The organism is Ornithinimicrobium sp., assembly GCF_051004135.1.
Lineage (GTDB): Bacteria > Actinomycetota > Actinomycetes > Actinomycetales > Dermatophilaceae > Ornithinicoccus.
In genome coordinates this window covers 1-15,731 of the sequence record NZ_JBPCKQ010000180.1, presented here as the reverse complement: position 1 = coordinate 15,731, position 15,731 = coordinate 1, and the positions used below count along the sequence as shown (strand labels likewise).

15 protein-coding genes and 1 tRNA gene are annotated in these 15,731 nt (G+C 70.4%); 9 read left to right on the top strand and 7 right to left on the bottom strand.

The window, feature by feature from the left end:
- Window positions 1–1,292 (top strand): esterase/lipase family protein (locus ACR2FV_RS12495; RefSeq protein ID WP_434016018.1); only part of this gene is annotated, 1,292 nt, incomplete at its 5' end.
- Between the two features lie 331 nt (window positions 1,293–1,623).
- On the opposite strand, the gene ACR2FV_RS12490 is transcribed toward ACR2FV_RS12495, so the two are convergent.
- Together ACR2FV_RS12490 and ACR2FV_RS12485 are read right to left on the bottom strand one after the other, a co-directional pair.
- Window positions 1,624–1,700 (bottom strand) — tRNA-Pro (locus ACR2FV_RS12490).
- 91 nt (window positions 1,701–1,791) lie between these two features.
- Complete coding sequence (locus ACR2FV_RS12485) at window positions 1,792–2,754, bottom strand: metallophosphoesterase (protein WP_434016017.1); 963 nt, start codon at window positions 2,752–2,754, stop codon at window positions 1,792–1,794.
- A gap of 59 nt (window positions 2,755–2,813) precedes the next feature.
- Here ACR2FV_RS12485 and ACR2FV_RS12480 point away from each other — a divergent pair, with 59 nt between their 5' ends.
- Window positions 2,814–3,281 carry a GatB/YqeY domain-containing protein gene (locus ACR2FV_RS12480; protein ID WP_434016016.1) on the top strand — a complete coding sequence of 156 codons (468 nt, stop codon included), beginning with the start codon at window positions 2,814–2,816 and terminating at the stop codon, window positions 3,279–3,281.
- 56 nt (window positions 3,282–3,337) lie between these two features.
- Here the strand turns inward: ACR2FV_RS12480 and ACR2FV_RS12475 are convergent, their stop codons facing one another.
- Both ACR2FV_RS12475 and ACR2FV_RS12470 read right to left on the bottom strand, forming a co-directional pair.
- Window positions 3,338–5,734, bottom strand: coding sequence for a penicillin-binding protein (locus ACR2FV_RS12475; protein WP_434016015.1), 2,397 nt, complete (start codon window positions 5,732–5,734; stop codon window positions 3,338–3,340).
- A 10-nt stretch (window positions 5,735–5,744) separates the two neighbouring features.
- Window positions 5,745–6,524 (bottom strand): alpha/beta hydrolase family protein, encoded by a 780-nt coding sequence (locus tag ACR2FV_RS12470; protein ID WP_434016014.1) that lies wholly within the window; start codon window positions 6,522–6,524, stop codon window positions 5,745–5,747.
- Window positions 6,525–6,608: 84 nt separating this feature from the next.
- Here ACR2FV_RS12470 and ACR2FV_RS12465 point away from each other — a divergent pair, with 84 nt between their 5' ends.
- The 4 genes from ACR2FV_RS12465 to ACR2FV_RS12450 all read left to right on the top strand — a co-directional run bounded on the left by ACR2FV_RS12465 (window position 6,609) and on the right by ACR2FV_RS12450 (window position 9,007).
- A complete protein-coding gene (locus ACR2FV_RS12465; protein ID WP_434016013.1) occupies window positions 6,609–6,764 on the top strand; it encodes a DUF4177 domain-containing protein in 156 nt (51 codons plus the stop codon).
- Window positions 6,761–7,249, top strand: coding sequence for a RidA family protein (locus tag ACR2FV_RS12460; RefSeq protein WP_434016012.1), 489 nt, complete (start codon window positions 6,761–6,763; stop codon window positions 7,247–7,249). Before ACR2FV_RS12465 ends, ACR2FV_RS12460 begins: the two co-directional genes overlap by 4 nt.
- Window position 7,250: 1 nt before the next feature.
- Complete coding sequence (locus ACR2FV_RS12455) at window positions 7,251–8,159, top strand: NUDIX hydrolase (protein WP_434016011.1); 909 nt, start codon at window positions 7,251–7,253, stop codon at window positions 8,157–8,159.
- Between the two features lie 83 nt (window positions 8,160–8,242).
- Window positions 8,243–9,007: an MBL fold metallo-hydrolase gene (locus ACR2FV_RS12450; RefSeq protein WP_434016020.1), complete on the top strand. Its 765-nt coding sequence runs from the start codon at window positions 8,243–8,245 to the stop codon at window positions 9,005–9,007.
- Between the two features lie 117 nt (window positions 9,008–9,124).
- Here the strand turns inward: ACR2FV_RS12450 and ACR2FV_RS12445 are convergent, their stop codons facing one another.
- On the bottom strand, window positions 9,125–9,802 hold the full coding sequence (locus tag ACR2FV_RS12445; RefSeq protein WP_434016019.1) for a Crp/Fnr family transcriptional regulator: 678 nt from the start codon (window positions 9,800–9,802) through the stop codon (window positions 9,125–9,127).
- A 69-nt stretch (window positions 9,803–9,871) separates the two neighbouring features.
- On the opposite strand from ACR2FV_RS12445, the gene nth reads away from it, so the two are divergent.
- A complete protein-coding gene (nth, locus tag ACR2FV_RS12440; protein WP_434016010.1) occupies window positions 9,872–10,627 on the top strand; it encodes an endonuclease III in 756 nt (251 codons plus the stop codon).
- Between the two features lie 14 nt (window positions 10,628–10,641).
- Entirely contained in the window at window positions 10,642–11,253 is a 612-nt protein-coding gene (locus ACR2FV_RS12435; RefSeq protein WP_434016009.1) for an NUDIX hydrolase, read from the top strand.
- Window positions 11,254–11,494: 241 nt separating this feature from the next.
- On the opposite strand, the gene ACR2FV_RS12430 is transcribed toward ACR2FV_RS12435, so the two are convergent.
- Both ACR2FV_RS12430 and acs read right to left on the bottom strand, forming a co-directional pair.
- Window positions 11,495–11,923 carry a phage holin family protein gene (locus ACR2FV_RS12430; protein WP_434016008.1) on the bottom strand — a complete coding sequence of 143 codons (429 nt, stop codon included), beginning with the start codon at window positions 11,921–11,923 and terminating at the stop codon, window positions 11,495–11,497.
- A 300-nt stretch (window positions 11,924–12,223) separates the two neighbouring features.
- Window positions 12,224–14,194 carry an acetate--CoA ligase gene (acs, locus tag ACR2FV_RS12425; RefSeq protein WP_434016007.1) on the bottom strand — a complete coding sequence of 657 codons (1,971 nt, stop codon included), beginning with the start codon at window positions 14,192–14,194 and terminating at the stop codon, window positions 12,224–12,226.
- Window positions 14,195–14,280: 86 nt separating this feature from the next.
- Here acs and ACR2FV_RS12420 point away from each other — a divergent pair, with 86 nt between their 5' ends.
- Window positions 14,281–15,162 carry a Fic family protein gene (locus ACR2FV_RS12420; protein ID WP_434016006.1) on the top strand — a complete coding sequence of 294 codons (882 nt, stop codon included), beginning with the start codon at window positions 14,281–14,283 and terminating at the stop codon, window positions 15,160–15,162.
- Window positions 15,163–15,731 lie beyond the last annotated feature (569 nt).

Sequence of the window (15,731 nt, the reverse complement as noted above, 5' to 3'; positions counted from 1 at the left end):
TTAGTCTGACCACTGAGGCGCACCGCGAGGACGAGGGTGGCGAGCCTGGCCAGTACCAAGAGTTCGATCTGGAGTCGGCAGCCCTCGCCCTCTTCGAGCTGATAGAGCAGGTCAAGGACCGTACCGGCTCACCGCGCGTCTACCTGGTGGCCCATTCGATGGGTGGTCTCATCTGTCGCTGCCTGATCCAGAAGGTGTTGCCCGACCGGGGTGATCATGCGCTGAACCATATCGACCGGTTCTTCACCTACGGCACGCCCCATGGAGGTATTCACTTCGACGTGGGCTTCGGCTTGTTGGAGAGAATGCGCGACACCTTCAACATCCAGGGAGGCAACATCTTCGGTCCCCGGCAGATGTATGACTACCTGACCCCTGAGCGTGATCGTCTGGACGCTCCACCGTCCGGTTGGGTGGCCAACTCGATACCAGCAGAAGCCTTCCCCGGGGACCGCGTGTGCTGCCTGGTCGGCACCAACCCCTCGGACTACGACGTGGCTGGTGGATTGTCGGCGAAGGCGGTAGGACCCAAAAGCGACGGACTGGTCCAGATCGAGTCCGCCTACATCCCGGAAGCCAACTTCGCCTTCGTGCATCGCAGCCACTCCGGACGGTATGGCTTGGTGAACTCCGAAGAGGGGTATCAGAACCTGAGGCGGTTCCTGTTCGGGGACCTGCAGATTACCGCTGACCTGGTGGGCTACCGCCTCCCCGGGGAACCGGACCCCGAGGTGACCTGGCAGGCCGAGACCAGGCTGTCGGTGCGTGGACTGCCTATCGTCATGCACGAGCAGTTGGCTGCCCACCACTGTCCGATTCAGCTGGAGTGGCCCAAAAGCACCGATACCGCGGATCGACCCACGCCCCTGGTCACGACCTTCCTGTCCTCGCGTGAGAGCCGCCCGGACACGGCGAAGATGCGCTACATGCTCCAACTGAAGGTCCTGTCCCTGCGCGAACGCGGGGGCATCTTCTCCTTCGACGACCACATCGAGCAGTCCGCCGACTTCGACGACATGCTCGTCGTCGACGTGGAACCACCCACCGCCGGACGCTCCGCCCCGCGGGCGTGGGCGACCTGGGCCTCACAAGTCTCCTCACCCCTTCGCGACTACGAACCGCCCGATAGTGCCGTGTTGACCGACGAGGACGACGCCCAGGGGTTGTGGGTGGCCCACGTCCCCCTTCCCTCACCCAGCGGGCTGTTCTTGGGCGAAACGGCCAGCGTCCGTCTCACCGTCCGGAACCGACTATCGCCCAGGACACTCGTAGCCTCAAGTGCCAGCGGATGACTCACGCGCTAGCGCAGACGGTGGCTGACTCGTTGACCTGCGGTCACACCCCAACGACGATCACAAGGGCGTGTGTCCCAGGTGGGCAAGTCCCCCTCCGGATTGATCCACATGGGACACACGGCTCTCGGCTCCTGAGCGCTAGGTGCAAACGGTTTGCACCGCGCCGGTTCCTGCAACGCTAGCCACACCTTGTCCCAGCACATCCCTCTTGGGTTGCCTCGCGGGGGCACGCTGTCTGCAGCCCTCCCGGTTATGCCCCAGTTATGCCCCAATGGGATACAGAAAACCAGCCCTGACCGTCTTTTCGCAGGTCAGGGAAGTTATTCGATGGTCGGGGTGACAGGATTTGAACCTGCGACCTCTTCGTCCCGAACGAAGCGCGCTACCAAGCTGCGCCACACCCCGTGGCACGCACCCATCGGGGCGCGCAGCGTCGGCAAGGATAGCCCACCGGCCAGGGGCCGACCGAATCGGCTCGGGGGCGGCCCGATCCGCCTCAGGCGGTGCTGGGCAGACCCGAGATCGGCCGGGGGCGTAGCGTCAACAGCGTGGCCTCCGGACGGCAGGCCAACCGCATCGGCGAGTAGGGCGAGGCGCCGAGTCCGGCAGAGACGTGCAGGTATGCCAAGTCCTGCGGCGCCGCGCCGCCGCGGCCCGCATGCCCGGCCCCGGGCCACCAACGGGAGAGCCCCTTGGCCCGGCCGGTGTCCATGTCGCAGTTGGTCACCAGCGCGCCGTGGCCGGGCAGGCACACCTGGCCACCGTGGGTGTGCCCCGCGAGCACCAGCGCAGCGCCGTCGCCGGTCATCGCGTCGAGCACCCGCTGGTAGGGCGCATGGGTAACCCCGATCGTCAGGTCCGCATCCGGTGCCGCGGGGGCCCGCGCCAGGTCGTAGCGGTCTTGGCCCAGGTGCGGGTCGTCGACGCCCACCAGCTCCAGGTCCAGCCCCGTCACGCTGCGACGGGTGCGCGCGTTGGTCAGGTCGGACCACCCTGCGGCCGTGAAGCCGTCGACGAGGTCCTGGGTCGGCAGCCGCTGCGTGGTCAGCGCCGCCCCGCGCGGGTGGCTGTCGTCGAGATAACGCAGCGGATTCTTGGCCTTGGGGGCGAAGTAGTCGTTGGAGCCCAGGACGAAGGCACCGGGCCGGCACAGCAGTGGCCCGTAGGCCTGCAGCACCGGGAGCACGGCGTCAGGATGCGCCAGGTTGTCCCCGGTGCTGACCACCAGATCCGGCTCCAGCGCATCCAGACCGCGGAGCCAGTCCGCGCGGTAGGCCTGGCCGGGGGTCAGGTGCAGATCGCTGACGTGCAGGATCCGCAGCGGCGCCGAGCCCGCAGGCAGGACCGGGACCTCGAAGCGGCGCAACGCGAAGGCGCGTGGCTCGACCAGCACACTCCAGGCCAGCACCCCTGCCCCCGCGCCGAGGACGGGGGCCGCGAGACGCCATACCGGGTGCATGGGGCGATCATGCCAAAAGCAGCGGCGTCGGCCGGTCACCCGGTGACACACTGAGCACCATGAGCACCGAGCCCGACCTCAAGGCCACCCTGCAGCACGACCTGCACGACGCGATCCGCGCGCAGGACCGGGTGCGCTCGGCCACCCTGAGGATGGCCCTGACGGCGATCACCAACGCCGAGGTCGCCGGCAAGGCGCACCGTGAGCTGAGCGACGTCGACGTGGTCGCGGTCCTGGGCAAGGAGGCCAAGCGCCGGCGGGAGGCTGCGAGTGCCTACGCCGACGCCGGCCGACCCGAGCTGGCCGAGCGTGAGGAGGCCGAGCTGGCCGTGCTGCAGGGCTACCTGCCCGCCCAGTTCGACGACGCCGAGCTGGACCGGATGGCGCAGGCAGCGGTGGCCGAGACCGGGGCGAGCGGTATGCCGGCAATGGGCCTGGTGATGAAGACGCTGCAGCCCCAGGTGGCCGGCCGGGCAGACGGGGGCCGGGTGGCCGCCGCGGTCAAGCGGGCCCTGGGCGGCGGATAGGGCTGCCCTCCGCAGACTCACCGGTCCGTCACCGCCGCTGGTCGACCCGCTGCGTCTCAGCGCTCCCGGGGGACGAAGAGCTTGACCGGAGTCCCGGACCTGACGCTGGAGAAGGCCGAGGGAGAGGTGCGCAGGACCGTGCCCTTGGGTTGTGAGGAGCCGATGCGCACCGGCGTCCCTGTCAGCCCCGCATCCGAAAGCCGGTCCTGCGCCGCGGACAGGCTCAGGCCCTTCACCGCGGGCACGAGCACCTTCTCGCCACTGAGCACCTTGTTGGACGGCTTCTCGAACTTCTCTACCGGCTTGCCCTTCAAGGCGGTGCTCATCAGCTCCTTCCACATGGGGGCAGCGAGCTTGGAGCCGTAGAGCTGACCCTCGATGAAGGTCTCGCCGACGGTGATGTCGTTGAGGCTGCCCTCGAAGTTGCGACCGTTGGGATAGCCGATCCAGACCGCGGTGGAGACCTGCGGGGTGTAACCGGCGAACCAGGTGTGGGTGGACCCGTCGGACGTGCCGGTCTTGCCGCCGGCCGGCTGCCCGCTGTCGAGCACCGCCCGGAAGCCCGAGCCTTGCAGGTCGACAACCCCCTGCATCAGCTCGGCGACGCCGGCGGCCACGTCGGGCTTGATGACCTGCTTGCACTTCGGCGTGTTGAGCGGGAGCTCCTTGCCCTCGGTGTCGGTGATCTTGGTGACCGGCACGGGGGGGCAGTACGTCCCGCCGGAGGCGATGGTGGCGTAGGCGCTGGCGACGGTCAACGGGGTGGCGTCGTCCGCACCCAGCACATAGGCCGCGGGGACGTTGGCCCGGCCGGCGCCGAACTCGTCTCCGTCTCCGCTGTTGAGCCCCAGCCGGGCCATCGTGTCGCGGATGTCACAGGTGCCCACCTGGCTGGCCAGGGTGGCGAAGGCGGTGTTGACCGAGGACGCCGTGGCCTCGCGCAGCTTTATGGTCGGCTGGTGGTTCTTGTCCTCGGCGTTGCGGACGCTCCAGTAGTCCTCACCAACCGTGCACTTGGGGTCGAAGTCGTCCTTGAAGAAGATGCCTGCGGGGTGGGTCTTGCCCTCCGGGGTCTCCCGGTCCGCGGGGTTGTCGATCCACGTGCCGTTGGAGTCGACCGTTCCCGGCTTGCGGACGCTCAGTGTGGTCTCCACGGGGACGCCCTGCTCCAGGGCGGTGACCAGGGTGAACGCTTTGGCCACCGACCCGATCTGGAAGCCTGTGCTCCCTCCGTAGCGCTCGTCGACACTCCAGTTGACCGACGTGGCACTGAATCGGTCGTCAGACGGCTCCAGCGCGTAGGTCGAGCTCTGCCCGATGGCCAGGACCTTGCCGGTGCCGGGCTCCACCATGGCGGCGGCCGAGGCCAGCTTGTAGGGGTTGCCCGGCGGCACGTTGGTCGAGGTGGTTTCGTTGATCTGCTGGGCGAGCTCGGGCATCAGGGTGGTCTCGATCGTCAGCCCTCCGGTGGTCAGCGTGTTCAACCGCTCTTCCTTGGTGGCGCCGAGGCTGTCGCTCTGCAGCAGCCACTGGGTGACGTAGTCGCAGAAGTAGGGGTACTTGGAGTTCAGGCAGGAGCGCTGGCTGTCGGTGACCTTGAGGGTGATCGGCGAGGCGCTCGCCTGCCGCCACGCCTTGTCGGAGATCGTCCCCTGCTCGTGCATCTTGTCGAGCACGACGTTGCGCCGGGCCAGGGATGCCTCGGGATTGTTGATGGGGTCGGTGGCGCTCGGGGCGCGGACGATGCCGGCCAGGGTGGCGGCCTCCTGCAGGTTGAGGTTGATGGCCTTGACCCCGAAGTAGTGCCGGGCGGCCGCCTCGACACCGTAGGCGCGGTCGCCGTAGTAGGCCAGGTTGAGGTAGCCCTCCAGGATCTGGTCCTTGGTGAGCCGCTCCTCCAGGGTGATGGCGTACTTGAGCTCGCGCAGCTTGCGGACGTAGCCCTCGATGCCGCTGCGGGCGTCGAGCGCCCGCAGCGCCTCGGTGTCCTCGGTGCGGCGGGCCTCCTCCTTCAGCGTCAGCTTGACGTACTGCTGGGTCAGCGTGGAGCCGCCCTGGGTGTCCTCGGTGGTGGCGTTGCTCACGAACGCACGGCCCAGCGCCTTGGGGTCGACGCCACCGTGGTCACGGTAGCGCTCGTCCTCGATGGCGATCTGCGCCTGCTGCATCACCGGAGCGACCTGGTCCAGGCCGACGATGATCCGGTTCTCCTGGGCGGGGGTGGAGATCAGCTTGCCGTCGGCGGTCAGGATGCGGGACTGCTGGGCCAGCGGGTTGGAGTCGAGATTGCCGGGCAGCTCCTCGAACATCCCGACGCCCTCACGGGCAGCGGTGCCCGCCGACCCGACGACGGGCAGCAGCAGACCGGCGCCGATGAGTCCCATCAGCACCGCAATGGCGATGAAGGCCCCCAACAGCGATGTCACCCTGGCCAGGGTCGTGGCAAAGCGCATGAGACCCATGCTACGTGGCGAATCTGGACGCCAGGTGAATGACGGCCGCGCTCGTCGGGCCGAACGCCCGGTGCGCGGGGTCGACCAGAGCGAAGTGACCCACGTCGTCCAGCACGCTGAGCCGGTCCCGGCCGGGCCGCGCTGCCTGCTCCCACCAGGACCGGGACACCGCCACCGGCACGATCTGGTCGGCGTCGCCGTGCAGGGCCGTCACCGGCGCAGGCGCCGGTCCCAGCCGGGCCGGGTCGGCGGCCCGGTGGATGTCCTGCCGCGAGTCCGGTATGCCGTGCATCAGGTCGGCCACCGCCTCGTCACCGAGCCCGAGGTGACGCACGAGCGCCAGGTCGAGGCACCCGGCGAGCGAGACGGCCCCGGCCACCCCTGCGCCGGCCGGCTGGTGCAGCAGCCAGAGCGCCAGGTGCCCCCCGGCCGAGTGCCCGACCAGCACGACCGGCAAGCCGGGACGGCATTCGCGGTCCCGCACGGTCTGCACCGCTGTGGCCACGTCGAGCCCCGTCGTCGGCCACCCGCCCCCCGGCATACCCGTGCGGCGGTACTCCACCAGCACCACGCGGTGGCCCTGCTCGGCCAACGCGGCAGCCATGGGGTAGAGGTGTCTGCGGTCGTGCTCCGCCCGCCAGAACCCGCCGTGGACCAACACCACACACGTCCCCGAGGCCGCCGTCGGCGGCTCGTAGACGTCGTAGACCTGGTGCTCGTGCTCCCCGAACGCCTCGACCCGGTCGGGGGCCCGAGCCGACCTGGTCAGCACCTCGCGCGACTCCGCCATCACCCCAGTCCACCTCACCTGCGTGCTCTGCGACAACCGCTGGACCCGCTGCGTTGATCTCGGCGGCGGGGCTAGAGTCGGCACATGGCTAACTGGGAGTACGCAACCGTGCCGCTGATCATCCACGCAACCAAGCAGATCCTGGACCAGTGGGGCTCCGACGGGTGGGAGCTCGTCCAGGTCGTCCCCGGTCCCGACGGCAACAGCCTGGTCGCCTACCTGAAGCGCCCGACGTCGTGAGTGATCCGGCCAGCGCCGTGGAGCAGCGGCTGGCCGGTCTCGGCATGAGCGTGCCCGAGGTCGCCACGCCCGTCGCCGCCTACGTGCCGGCGATGCAGCAGGGCGAGTTGGTCTTCACCTCCGGTCAGCTGCCGTTCATCGACGGTGCGCTGCCGGCCACCGGCAAGGTGGGCGAGGGTGCCGAGGACCTCGTGGACCCGGCCGAGGCCAAGCGACTGGCCGGGCTGTGTGCACTCAACGCGATCGCCGCGGTGAAGTCCGTGGTCGGCGACCTGGACCGGGTGACCCGGGTGGTCAAGGTGGTCGGCTTCGTCGCCAGTGACCCCTCCTTCACCGGTCAACCCGGCGTGGTCAACGGGGCCAGCGAGCTGCTCGGTGCGGCGTTCGGCGACGCCGGGGTGCACGCCCGCTCAGCCGTCGGCGTGGCGGTGCTGCCGATGGACACCCCCGTCGAGGTGGAGATCACCGTCGCCGTCCGCGACTGAGATGGGCACCGGGCCCACCGCCTACCGCGACTTCCCGATGCCCGAGCCGCTGCTGGCCTCCGCGCGGGCGTGGCTGGACCGTCCCGAGGGTGATCAAGGGCCGACCCCCGCCCGGCTCTCGGCCAGTGTGCTGCTGCTGCGCGACGGCGCCCGGGGAGTCGAGGTGTTCATGCAGCGGCGCGCGAGCACGATGGCCTTCGCCCCCGACGTGCTCGCCTACCCCGGTGGCGGGGTCGACCCGCGCGACGCCGAGGTCGACGTCTCCTGGGTGGGGCCGGGCCCGTCGGTGTGGGCCGAGCTGTTGGGTATGCCGCGGGCGTCGGCTCGGCAGGTGGTCCTGGCCGCGGTGCGCGAGCTGTTCGAGGAGTGCGGCGTGCTGCTCGCCGGCCCTGGGGGCGGGGGACCGGTCCAGGGCCTGGCCGCGTCCGGCTGGCAGGACGAGCGGGGCGCGCTGCTGGATCGCCGTGTGTCGCTGGCCGAGCTGCTCAGCCGGAACGGCCTGTCGCTACGGGCGGACCTGCTGACCGCCGTCGGCCGGTGGATCACCCCGGCGTGTGAGCCGCGGCGCTACGACACGGCGTTCTTCGCCGCCCGTATGCCGCCCGGCCAGGTCGCCGACGGTCGCACCACCGAGTCGGTCCGCTCCCGGTGGGTGGCCGCAACCGATGCCCTGACCGAGCGCCGGGACGGTGTCGAGGCGATGCTGCCGCCGACGCAGGTGCTCGCCGAGCAGCTGGCCGCCTCGCCGGGCGTGTCGCAGGTGCTGGTCCAGCGGCCACGGGTGCACGCCGTGCAGCCGTGGCCGGTCGAGCACGACGCAGCCGTGTGGATGCGGGCGCCGGTCGACGCCCTGGGACACGGCATACCCCCCGACCGTCCGGAAGGTGGGGCATCGTCGTGGACGCCGTGAGCAGGCAGGACGGCACCGCGCAATGGCAGGGCGGGGCGTGGGGGCAGCGCGCCTGGTGCCGGCTGTGCCCCAACCCCTCGCCGATGACGCTGGAGGGCACCAACACCTGGATCCTGGCCGAGCCCGGCAGCGAGGAGGTCGTGGTCGTCGACCCCGGGCCGTTGCACGAGGCGCACCTGCATGCGGTGCTCGCCGACGTCGACCGGCGTGGGGCCCGGGTGGCGCTGACCCTGCTGACGCACGGGCACGCCGACCACGCGGAGGCAGCGCCGCGGTTTGCTGAGCTGACCGGGGCGCCGGTGCGCGCGATCGGGCGCGGTCACGACGACCTCGGCCCGGGCGACGTGCTGGCTGTCGGCGGGCTGGAGATCCTGGTCGTGCCCACACCCGGGCACACCCTGGACTCGGTGAGCTTCCTGCTCACTTCCGAGCAGGTGCTGCTCACCGGCGACACCGTGCTCGGCCGGGGGACGACGGTGGTCGCCTACCCCGACGGCGAGCTCGCGGCATACCTCGCGTCGTTGGAGCGGCTCTCCCGGCTCACCGGCTCCGAGCAGGTGAGCAGTCTGGCGCCGGGCCACGGGCCGGTGGTGCCCGATGCTGCCGGGGTGGTGCGGTTCTACCAGCAGCACCGCCGTGAGCGCCTCGAGCAGGTGCGGGTGGCCGCGGAGGAGGTGCGCTCAGCGGTGGAGGGCAGCGGTGGGGGCAGCGGCGACGGCGATCTCGCCGACGCCGTGGTGCGCCGCGTGTATGCCGACGTGCCGCGGTCGGTGTGGCCGGCGGCCCGGCTCAGCGTGCTGGCCCAGCTGGCCTACCTCGGCCTCGGCCCCGCTGGTCAGCACATCTAGGACGTATTGCGCGGCATTGTGTGCATTGCGCCGTGTTCGTCGACGGCGCGATGTACGCAATCCCGCGCGGACGTGCCCGGAAGCCGGACGAGCGGGACCGCTCACGTCGACGGCCGGCTAGCGTGCCCGGCGGCGCAGTCGGTCGGGGTCGAGCAGGGTCACCGACTTGGCGCCGAGGGCCAGCCAGCCACGCCCGGCGAAGTCGGCAAGGGCCTTGTTGACGATCTCGCGGGAGGCGCCGACCAGCTGGGCCAGCTCCTCCTGCGTCAGGTCGTGCTCGACCCGCACCCCGTCGGACTGCACGCGGCCGAAGCGGGCGGCGAGGTCGAGCAGCGCCTTGGCGACCCGGCCGGGGACGTCGGTGAAGACCAGGTCCGACATGCCCTGGTTGGTGCGGCGCAACCGCCGGGCCAACCCGGCCAACATCTGCATGGCCACGGCCGGGTGGTCGTCGAGGAACCTGCGCAACCGGTCGTTGTCCAACCCGATCAACGAGGTGTCGGACACGGCGACCGCGCTGCTCAACCGGGGGCCGGGGTCGAAGAGGCTGAGCTCGCCGAACATCTCGCCGGGACCCAGCACCGACATCAGGCTCTCCCGTCCATCGGTGCTGGCGCGGCCGAGCTTCACCTTGCCGGCGGTGATGACGTAGAGCGAGTCTCCCTGGTCGCCCTCGCGGAACAGCCGCTCGCCGCGGGGCAGCGAGTGTGGCGACATCGAAGAGATCAGCCGGTCGGCGGTCTCCTGGTCGAGCGCCGCGAACAGGGGTGCCTGCATCACGATCTGTGGGTCCACGACCTTCATCCTGCCACCAAAGCGGCGACCGGGGCAGCGGTGACACGGGCCGGTCGTAGGCTGCCCTCTGTGACCACGACCCCGCGCCCCCGCCGACCCGCCGGTCGCGCCCGTGCCGTCGACGTGGCTGACGAGTCGCCGCTCGCCCGCACCCGCCGGGCCCGCCGGACCTACCGCGAGCTGGCGCTGCGCTACCCCGACGCGCACTGCGAGCTCGACTTCGGCAGCGCCTTCGAGCTGCTGGTCGCGACCGTGCTGTCCGCCCAGACCACGGATGTGCGGGTCAACACGGTCACGCCCACGCTGTTCGCGCGCTACCCGGATGCCCCGACGATGGCGGCCGCGGCGCGGGAGGACGTCGAGGCCATCATCCAACCGACGGGCTTCTTCCGCGCCAAGACCGAGTCGCTGCTCAAGCTGAGCGCCGCCCTCGTCGAGCAGTTCGACGGCGCGGTGCCCGCTCAGCTCGCCGATCTGGTCACTCTACCCGGGGTGGGTCGCAAGACCGCCAACGTCGTGCTGGGCAACGCCTTCGGCGTCCCCGGCATCACGGTCGACACCCACGTCGGCCGGCTGGTGCGGCGCCTGGGCTGGACGGACCTGGAGGACCCAGTCAAGGTTGAGCACGCCGTCGGTGGGCTAATCCCGCGGCGGGAGTGGACGCACCTGTCCCACGTCTTGATCTTCCACGGAAGGCGCACCTGCCACGCCCGCAAGCCCGCTTGCGGAGCCTGCCCGGTGGCGCTCTGGTGTCCCTCCTACGGCGTCGGGGAGACCGACCCCGAGGCGGCCGCCGCGCTGGTGCGCACCGCGCCGGCACGATGAGCAGACCGGCGTGGATGGACCACCTCATCGCGCAGGTGCAGGACGTGCCGGGGGAGTGGTTCAGCGCCTTCGTGCCCCCGGCGGGGGGTGGCCGGCGGGAGTCGGCGGTGTTGCTGCTCTTCGGCCCCGGCGCCGACGGGCGCACCGAGGTCCTGCTGACCGAGCGGTCACCGGCGTTGCGCTCCCACGCGGGCCAGGTGTCCTTCCCGGGTGGTGGTCGAGAGTCCGTCGACGTCGACCTGGTGGACACGGCGCTGCGGGAGGCGCAGGAGGAGGTCGGGCTGGACCGCGCGGGCGTCGAGGTGGTCGCCACGCTGCCCGCGCTGCACATCCCGGTCAGCGGCTACGACGTGACCCCGGTGCTGGCCTGGTGGCGCGAGCGGGGCCCGGTGTGGGTGCGCCAGCCGGCCGAGGTGGCTCAGGTGCTGTCGGTGCCGGTGGACGATCTGCTCGACCCGGCGCACCGGCACCGGGCGCGGCACCCCTCCGGCTACGTCGGGCCGGCGTTCACTACGCAGGGTGTGCTGATCTGGGGCTTCACTGCCGGGCTGCTCGACAGGGTCCTGCTGCTGGCCGGGATCAGCCGCGAGTGGGATGCCGGCGACGTGCGCGATCTGCCCGGCTGAGCCTTCGCGATTGCCGTTCGGGGGCTCCTATAACGTCCACAAACAACGTCGCCCACCCGGAGCATCGCCCACCACCCAGAAGCATCGCCTGGGGTGCAGAACATCGCGCTAGAGAGCGATGTTGTGTCGCTTCGACGATGCTCGGGAACGTGGGCGTTTGTCTGGATCTTGAGCGACCTGCCGAGTTGGCCGGGGGCGCGCATGCGGCTCGCAGCGGCGCACCGGGGTGGCCGCGGGCCGCCTACTTCGAGGGCTTGACGGCCGCGACGGTCTGTTGGGCGTTGTCGATGGTCTTGACCGGCTTGCCCTGCACCTTGCTGATCTGGCCCTTGCCGATCAGGCCCAGCACGGCGGCGATCACGAAGAGGACTGCCGCCACGATCAGCAGGCCGGCCCAGACCGGCAAGAAGATGGCGATGACCCATGCCAGGCCGAGCAGGAGCAGACCGAAGCCGTAGGCCCCCAGGACGGCCGCGCCCGCGAACATGCCGGCGCCCTTGGCTCCGTGGGTGACGTCGTTCTTGATCTCGACCTTGGCGAGCTCAATCTCACTGCGGACGATCGCCGACGCGTCGGCGGAGACGTCGGAGACGAGCTGGCCGATGCTGCGCTCGGGTGCCTGCCCCCTGGGGTCGGTGCCTGACGAGGTCGACTCGGTGCTGGTAGCCATGGGAGGACTGTAACTGGTGCGCTCGGCGCCCGCAGAGCGTGCCACACCTTTCGTGCGAGGCACGCGAATCGACCGACCGGGTCGGTTGCCTCCGGGACGTTGTTGGTGCCCACCCGACACCCCCTGCTTGTGCCGGGTGGGCACCGTGCGGCACTGCACTGGTCCCGTGACAGCCAGTGGGCCATGCGCTTATCGCGCGGCTCCGTGCCGATGGGTCCATCATGCCTGGTCAGAGCAGACGCGGCGAGCCACGTTGGGTCAAGATTTGGCAAAACTTCTGCATGAAAGCGCTGTCAAATCCTATCCTTCCGACATCCCTGCCTTGATCTTGTCCATCACGGTCGAATCGGCGAGGGTGGTGACGTCGCCGACGTCTCGGTCCTCGGCCACATCGCGCAGCAGTCGCCGCATGATCTTGCCCGATCGGGTCTTGGGCAGCTCAGCGACCACCATCACCTGGCGGGGCTTGGCGATGGCCCCGATCTGGGTCCCGACGTGGTTGCGCAGCTCGGTGGTCAGCGCCTCCGCCGCCTCGTCGTCGTCTTCGGTCGCCTCCACTGCTTCGGAGCGCAGGATGACGAACGCACACACGGCCTGACCGGTCATGTCATCGGTGGCTCCGACGACCGCGGCCTCGGCGACCTTGGGGTGTGACACGAGCGCCGACTCGATCTCGGTGGTCGAGAGCCGGTGCCCGGAGACGTTCATCACGTCGTCGACCCGTCCCAGCACCCAGATGTTGCCGTCGTCGTCCTTCTTGGCGCCGTCGCCGGCGAAGTACATGTCCTCGTAGCGCGACCAGTAGGTGTCGGCATACCGCTGCGGGTCGCCCCAGATGCCGCGCAACATGGCCGGCCAGGGCTCGGTGACCACCAGGTAGCCGCCGGAGCCGTCGGGCACCGAGGCACCGGCCTCGTCGACGACGTCGACCGCGATGCCGGGGATGGCTAGCTGCGCGGAGCCCGGGCGGGTGGCGGTGACCCCGGGCAGCGGGCTGATCATGATCGCGCCCGTCTCGGTCTGCCACCAGGTGTCGACGATCGGGGCGCTTCCGGCACCGATGACCTCGCGGTACCACATCCACGCCTCGGGGTTGATCGGCTCGCCCACCGAGCCGAGCAGGCGCAGCGAGGAGAGGTCGAAACCGTCGGGGATGTCCTCGCCCCACTTCATACAGGCCCTGATCGCGGTGGGCGCGGTGTAGAAGATCGTCACCTTCAGCTGCTCCACGATCTCCCACCACCGTCCCTTGTGCGGCGTGTCCGGAGTGCCTTCGTACATCACCTGCGTCACCCCCAGCGCCATCGGGCCGTAGACGATGTAGGAGTGGCCGGTCACCCAGCCGACGTCGGCGCTGCACCAGTAGACGTCGGTGTCGGGGTGTATGTCGTGCACGTACTTGCTGGTGAACGCCGCCTGGGTCAGGTAGCCACCCGTGGTGTGGAAGATGCCCTTGGGTTTGCCGGTCGTGCCGGAGGTGTAGAGGATGAACAGCGGGTGCTCGGAGTCGAAGGCCTGGGCCTCGTGCTCGGCCGCCGCGGACGCCAGCGCCTCGTGCCACCAGACGTCGCGATCCTCGTCCCACTCCACCTCCTGCTCCGTGCGCTGCACCACCAGGACATGCTCGACGGTGCTCTCGCCGCTGATCGCCGCATCGACGGCGGGTTTGAGCGAGGACGGCTTGCCTTTGCGGTAGCCGCCGTCGGCGGTGATCACGACCTTGGTCTCGGCGTCGGCGATCCGGGCCCTCAGCGAGTCGGCGGAGAAGCCACCGAAGACCACGGAGTGCGGGGCCCCGATGCGCGCGCAGGCCAGCATCGCCACGGCCGCCTCGGGCACCATCGGCAGATAGATCGCCACCCGGTCGCCGGCCTGCACTCCGAGCTCGAGCAACGCGTTGGCCGCACGCTGCACCTGCTCATGCAGCTCGGCATACGTGATGTCGCGGGTGTCACCCGGCTCGCCGACGAAATGGATCGCCACCCGGTCGCCGTGACCCGCCTCGACGTGCCGGTCCACGGCGTTGACGCAGGCGTTGAGCTCACCCCCGACGAACCACTGGGCGACCGGCGCCTGTGACCAGTCCAGGGTCTGGGAGAAGTCCTTGTCCCAGGTCAGCAGATCGCGGGCCTGGTCGGCCCAGAAGCCCTCCCGGTCCCGGGCGGCTGCGTCATACAGCTCCTGGGTGCCGTTGGCCTGGGCGCTGAACTCCTCGGGCGGAGGGAAGGTGCGCTCCTCCTGGAGCAGGTTGGACAGATTCTCGTCGGACACGGTGCCTCCTGATCGTCGTCGACCTTTGGTCCTACTCAACCTACTCTCTGCGCTCGCGGCAACCCGTCGTGCATAGGGTGGCGTCCGTGACCGGCGCTCTGCCCCCGCCCCGCGACGCCGACCCGCTGGCTGCCCTCGCGGCGCTGCCCGACGTGGCGGAGGCGGTGCAGCGGGCTCGCGATGCCTGCACCGAGCTACGTTGGCACCCGGCGCTGCGACGACGGACCGCCGAGGCGGCTGCGGAGTCGCGGGTCCGGGGAGCGGCGGCGACAGCGCTGCTGGAAGGCGCCGAGCCCGCCGGGTCGCAGGGGAGCGTGCCCGTGGTCCGCGACCTGGTGCGCGGGGCTCGGCAGTGGCCGACGGACCCGGACCCGGTATGGCGCATGTTGCGGGCCGCGGTGCAGGTCACCGCGGCCACCGAGCAGGTCCATGCCGCCACGTTGTCGGCGCCGCTGCAGGTGCTGACCCGCCTGCACCTGGCTGCCGGGGCACCGCTGCTCGGCGTCACGCAGGTGGGTCGACCCCGGTGTGGTGAGGAGACGTGCCGGGAGTGGGTCGAGCTGGGTCGGGCGCCGGACCCGGAGGAGGTGGAGGGCCGATTGGCTGCGGTGATGGACCTGGTGCGGGGCGTCCCCGCCGGCCGATCGCCGGCGCTGCTGGTGGCCTCGGTCGTGCATGCCGAGATCGTGACGCTGCGGCCGTTCGTGGCGGGCAACGGACTGGTCGCGCGGGCGATGGAGCGCGTTGTGCTGAGGGCCGGCGGTCTGGACCCCACGGGGGTGCTGGTCCCGGAGAGCGGTCACGCAGCGAAGGTCGGAGCGGACTACCGGGGGGCGCTGACCGCATACGAGAGTGGTAGCCCGGACGGGGTCCGGCTGTGGTTGCTGCACTGCGCGGAGGCGGTCGTGGCAGGGGCCTCGGAGGGGCATCGGGTGGCGGACGCCGTGCTCGCCGGGCGCACCGGATAGACCCTGCCGATCGGCGGTGTGCGGGGTCCTGAACAGGACATATGCCTGCACCACTTGTGCCGAACGGGACGCGGGTGTAGACCTATGGGTGAGGTTTCCGACTCGTCGGGAGCCTCCGGCGGCGGTAGTTCGAGGACCCACGCGCGGGCAGTCCACTGATGGACCGGTCTGGCTGGGCTTGACCCAACCCGACGGCTAATGAGAGCACGCTCTGATCCCTCGTTCGCCGCCGCCGCGCAACCGTCGCGGGAGCCTCGGAGGTGTGGCGCTCGCGGGTCGGATGGGGGTGGTCCGACGCGCCCGTCTCAGTGTTTGCAGATGCCCGGGTCGCCGTGCATACTTATCTGTACAGCGTTCCCCTTAGGGGTTGAGCGCGGGCGTTCGGGGCCACCCCCCCAGGTTCCGAGCGTCGACGGCCCCGGCTACCCCCCAGCCGGGGCCGTCCCCTATTTTGCGGTGCGTTGCACGGTCCCGTTCCGGTCCGGCCGGTGGGCTGTTCAGCGTGGACTATGCATTGCCCCCAGATGCGAGGCAGCACCGGTCGTCCACATCCTCGACCCGTAGCCCCG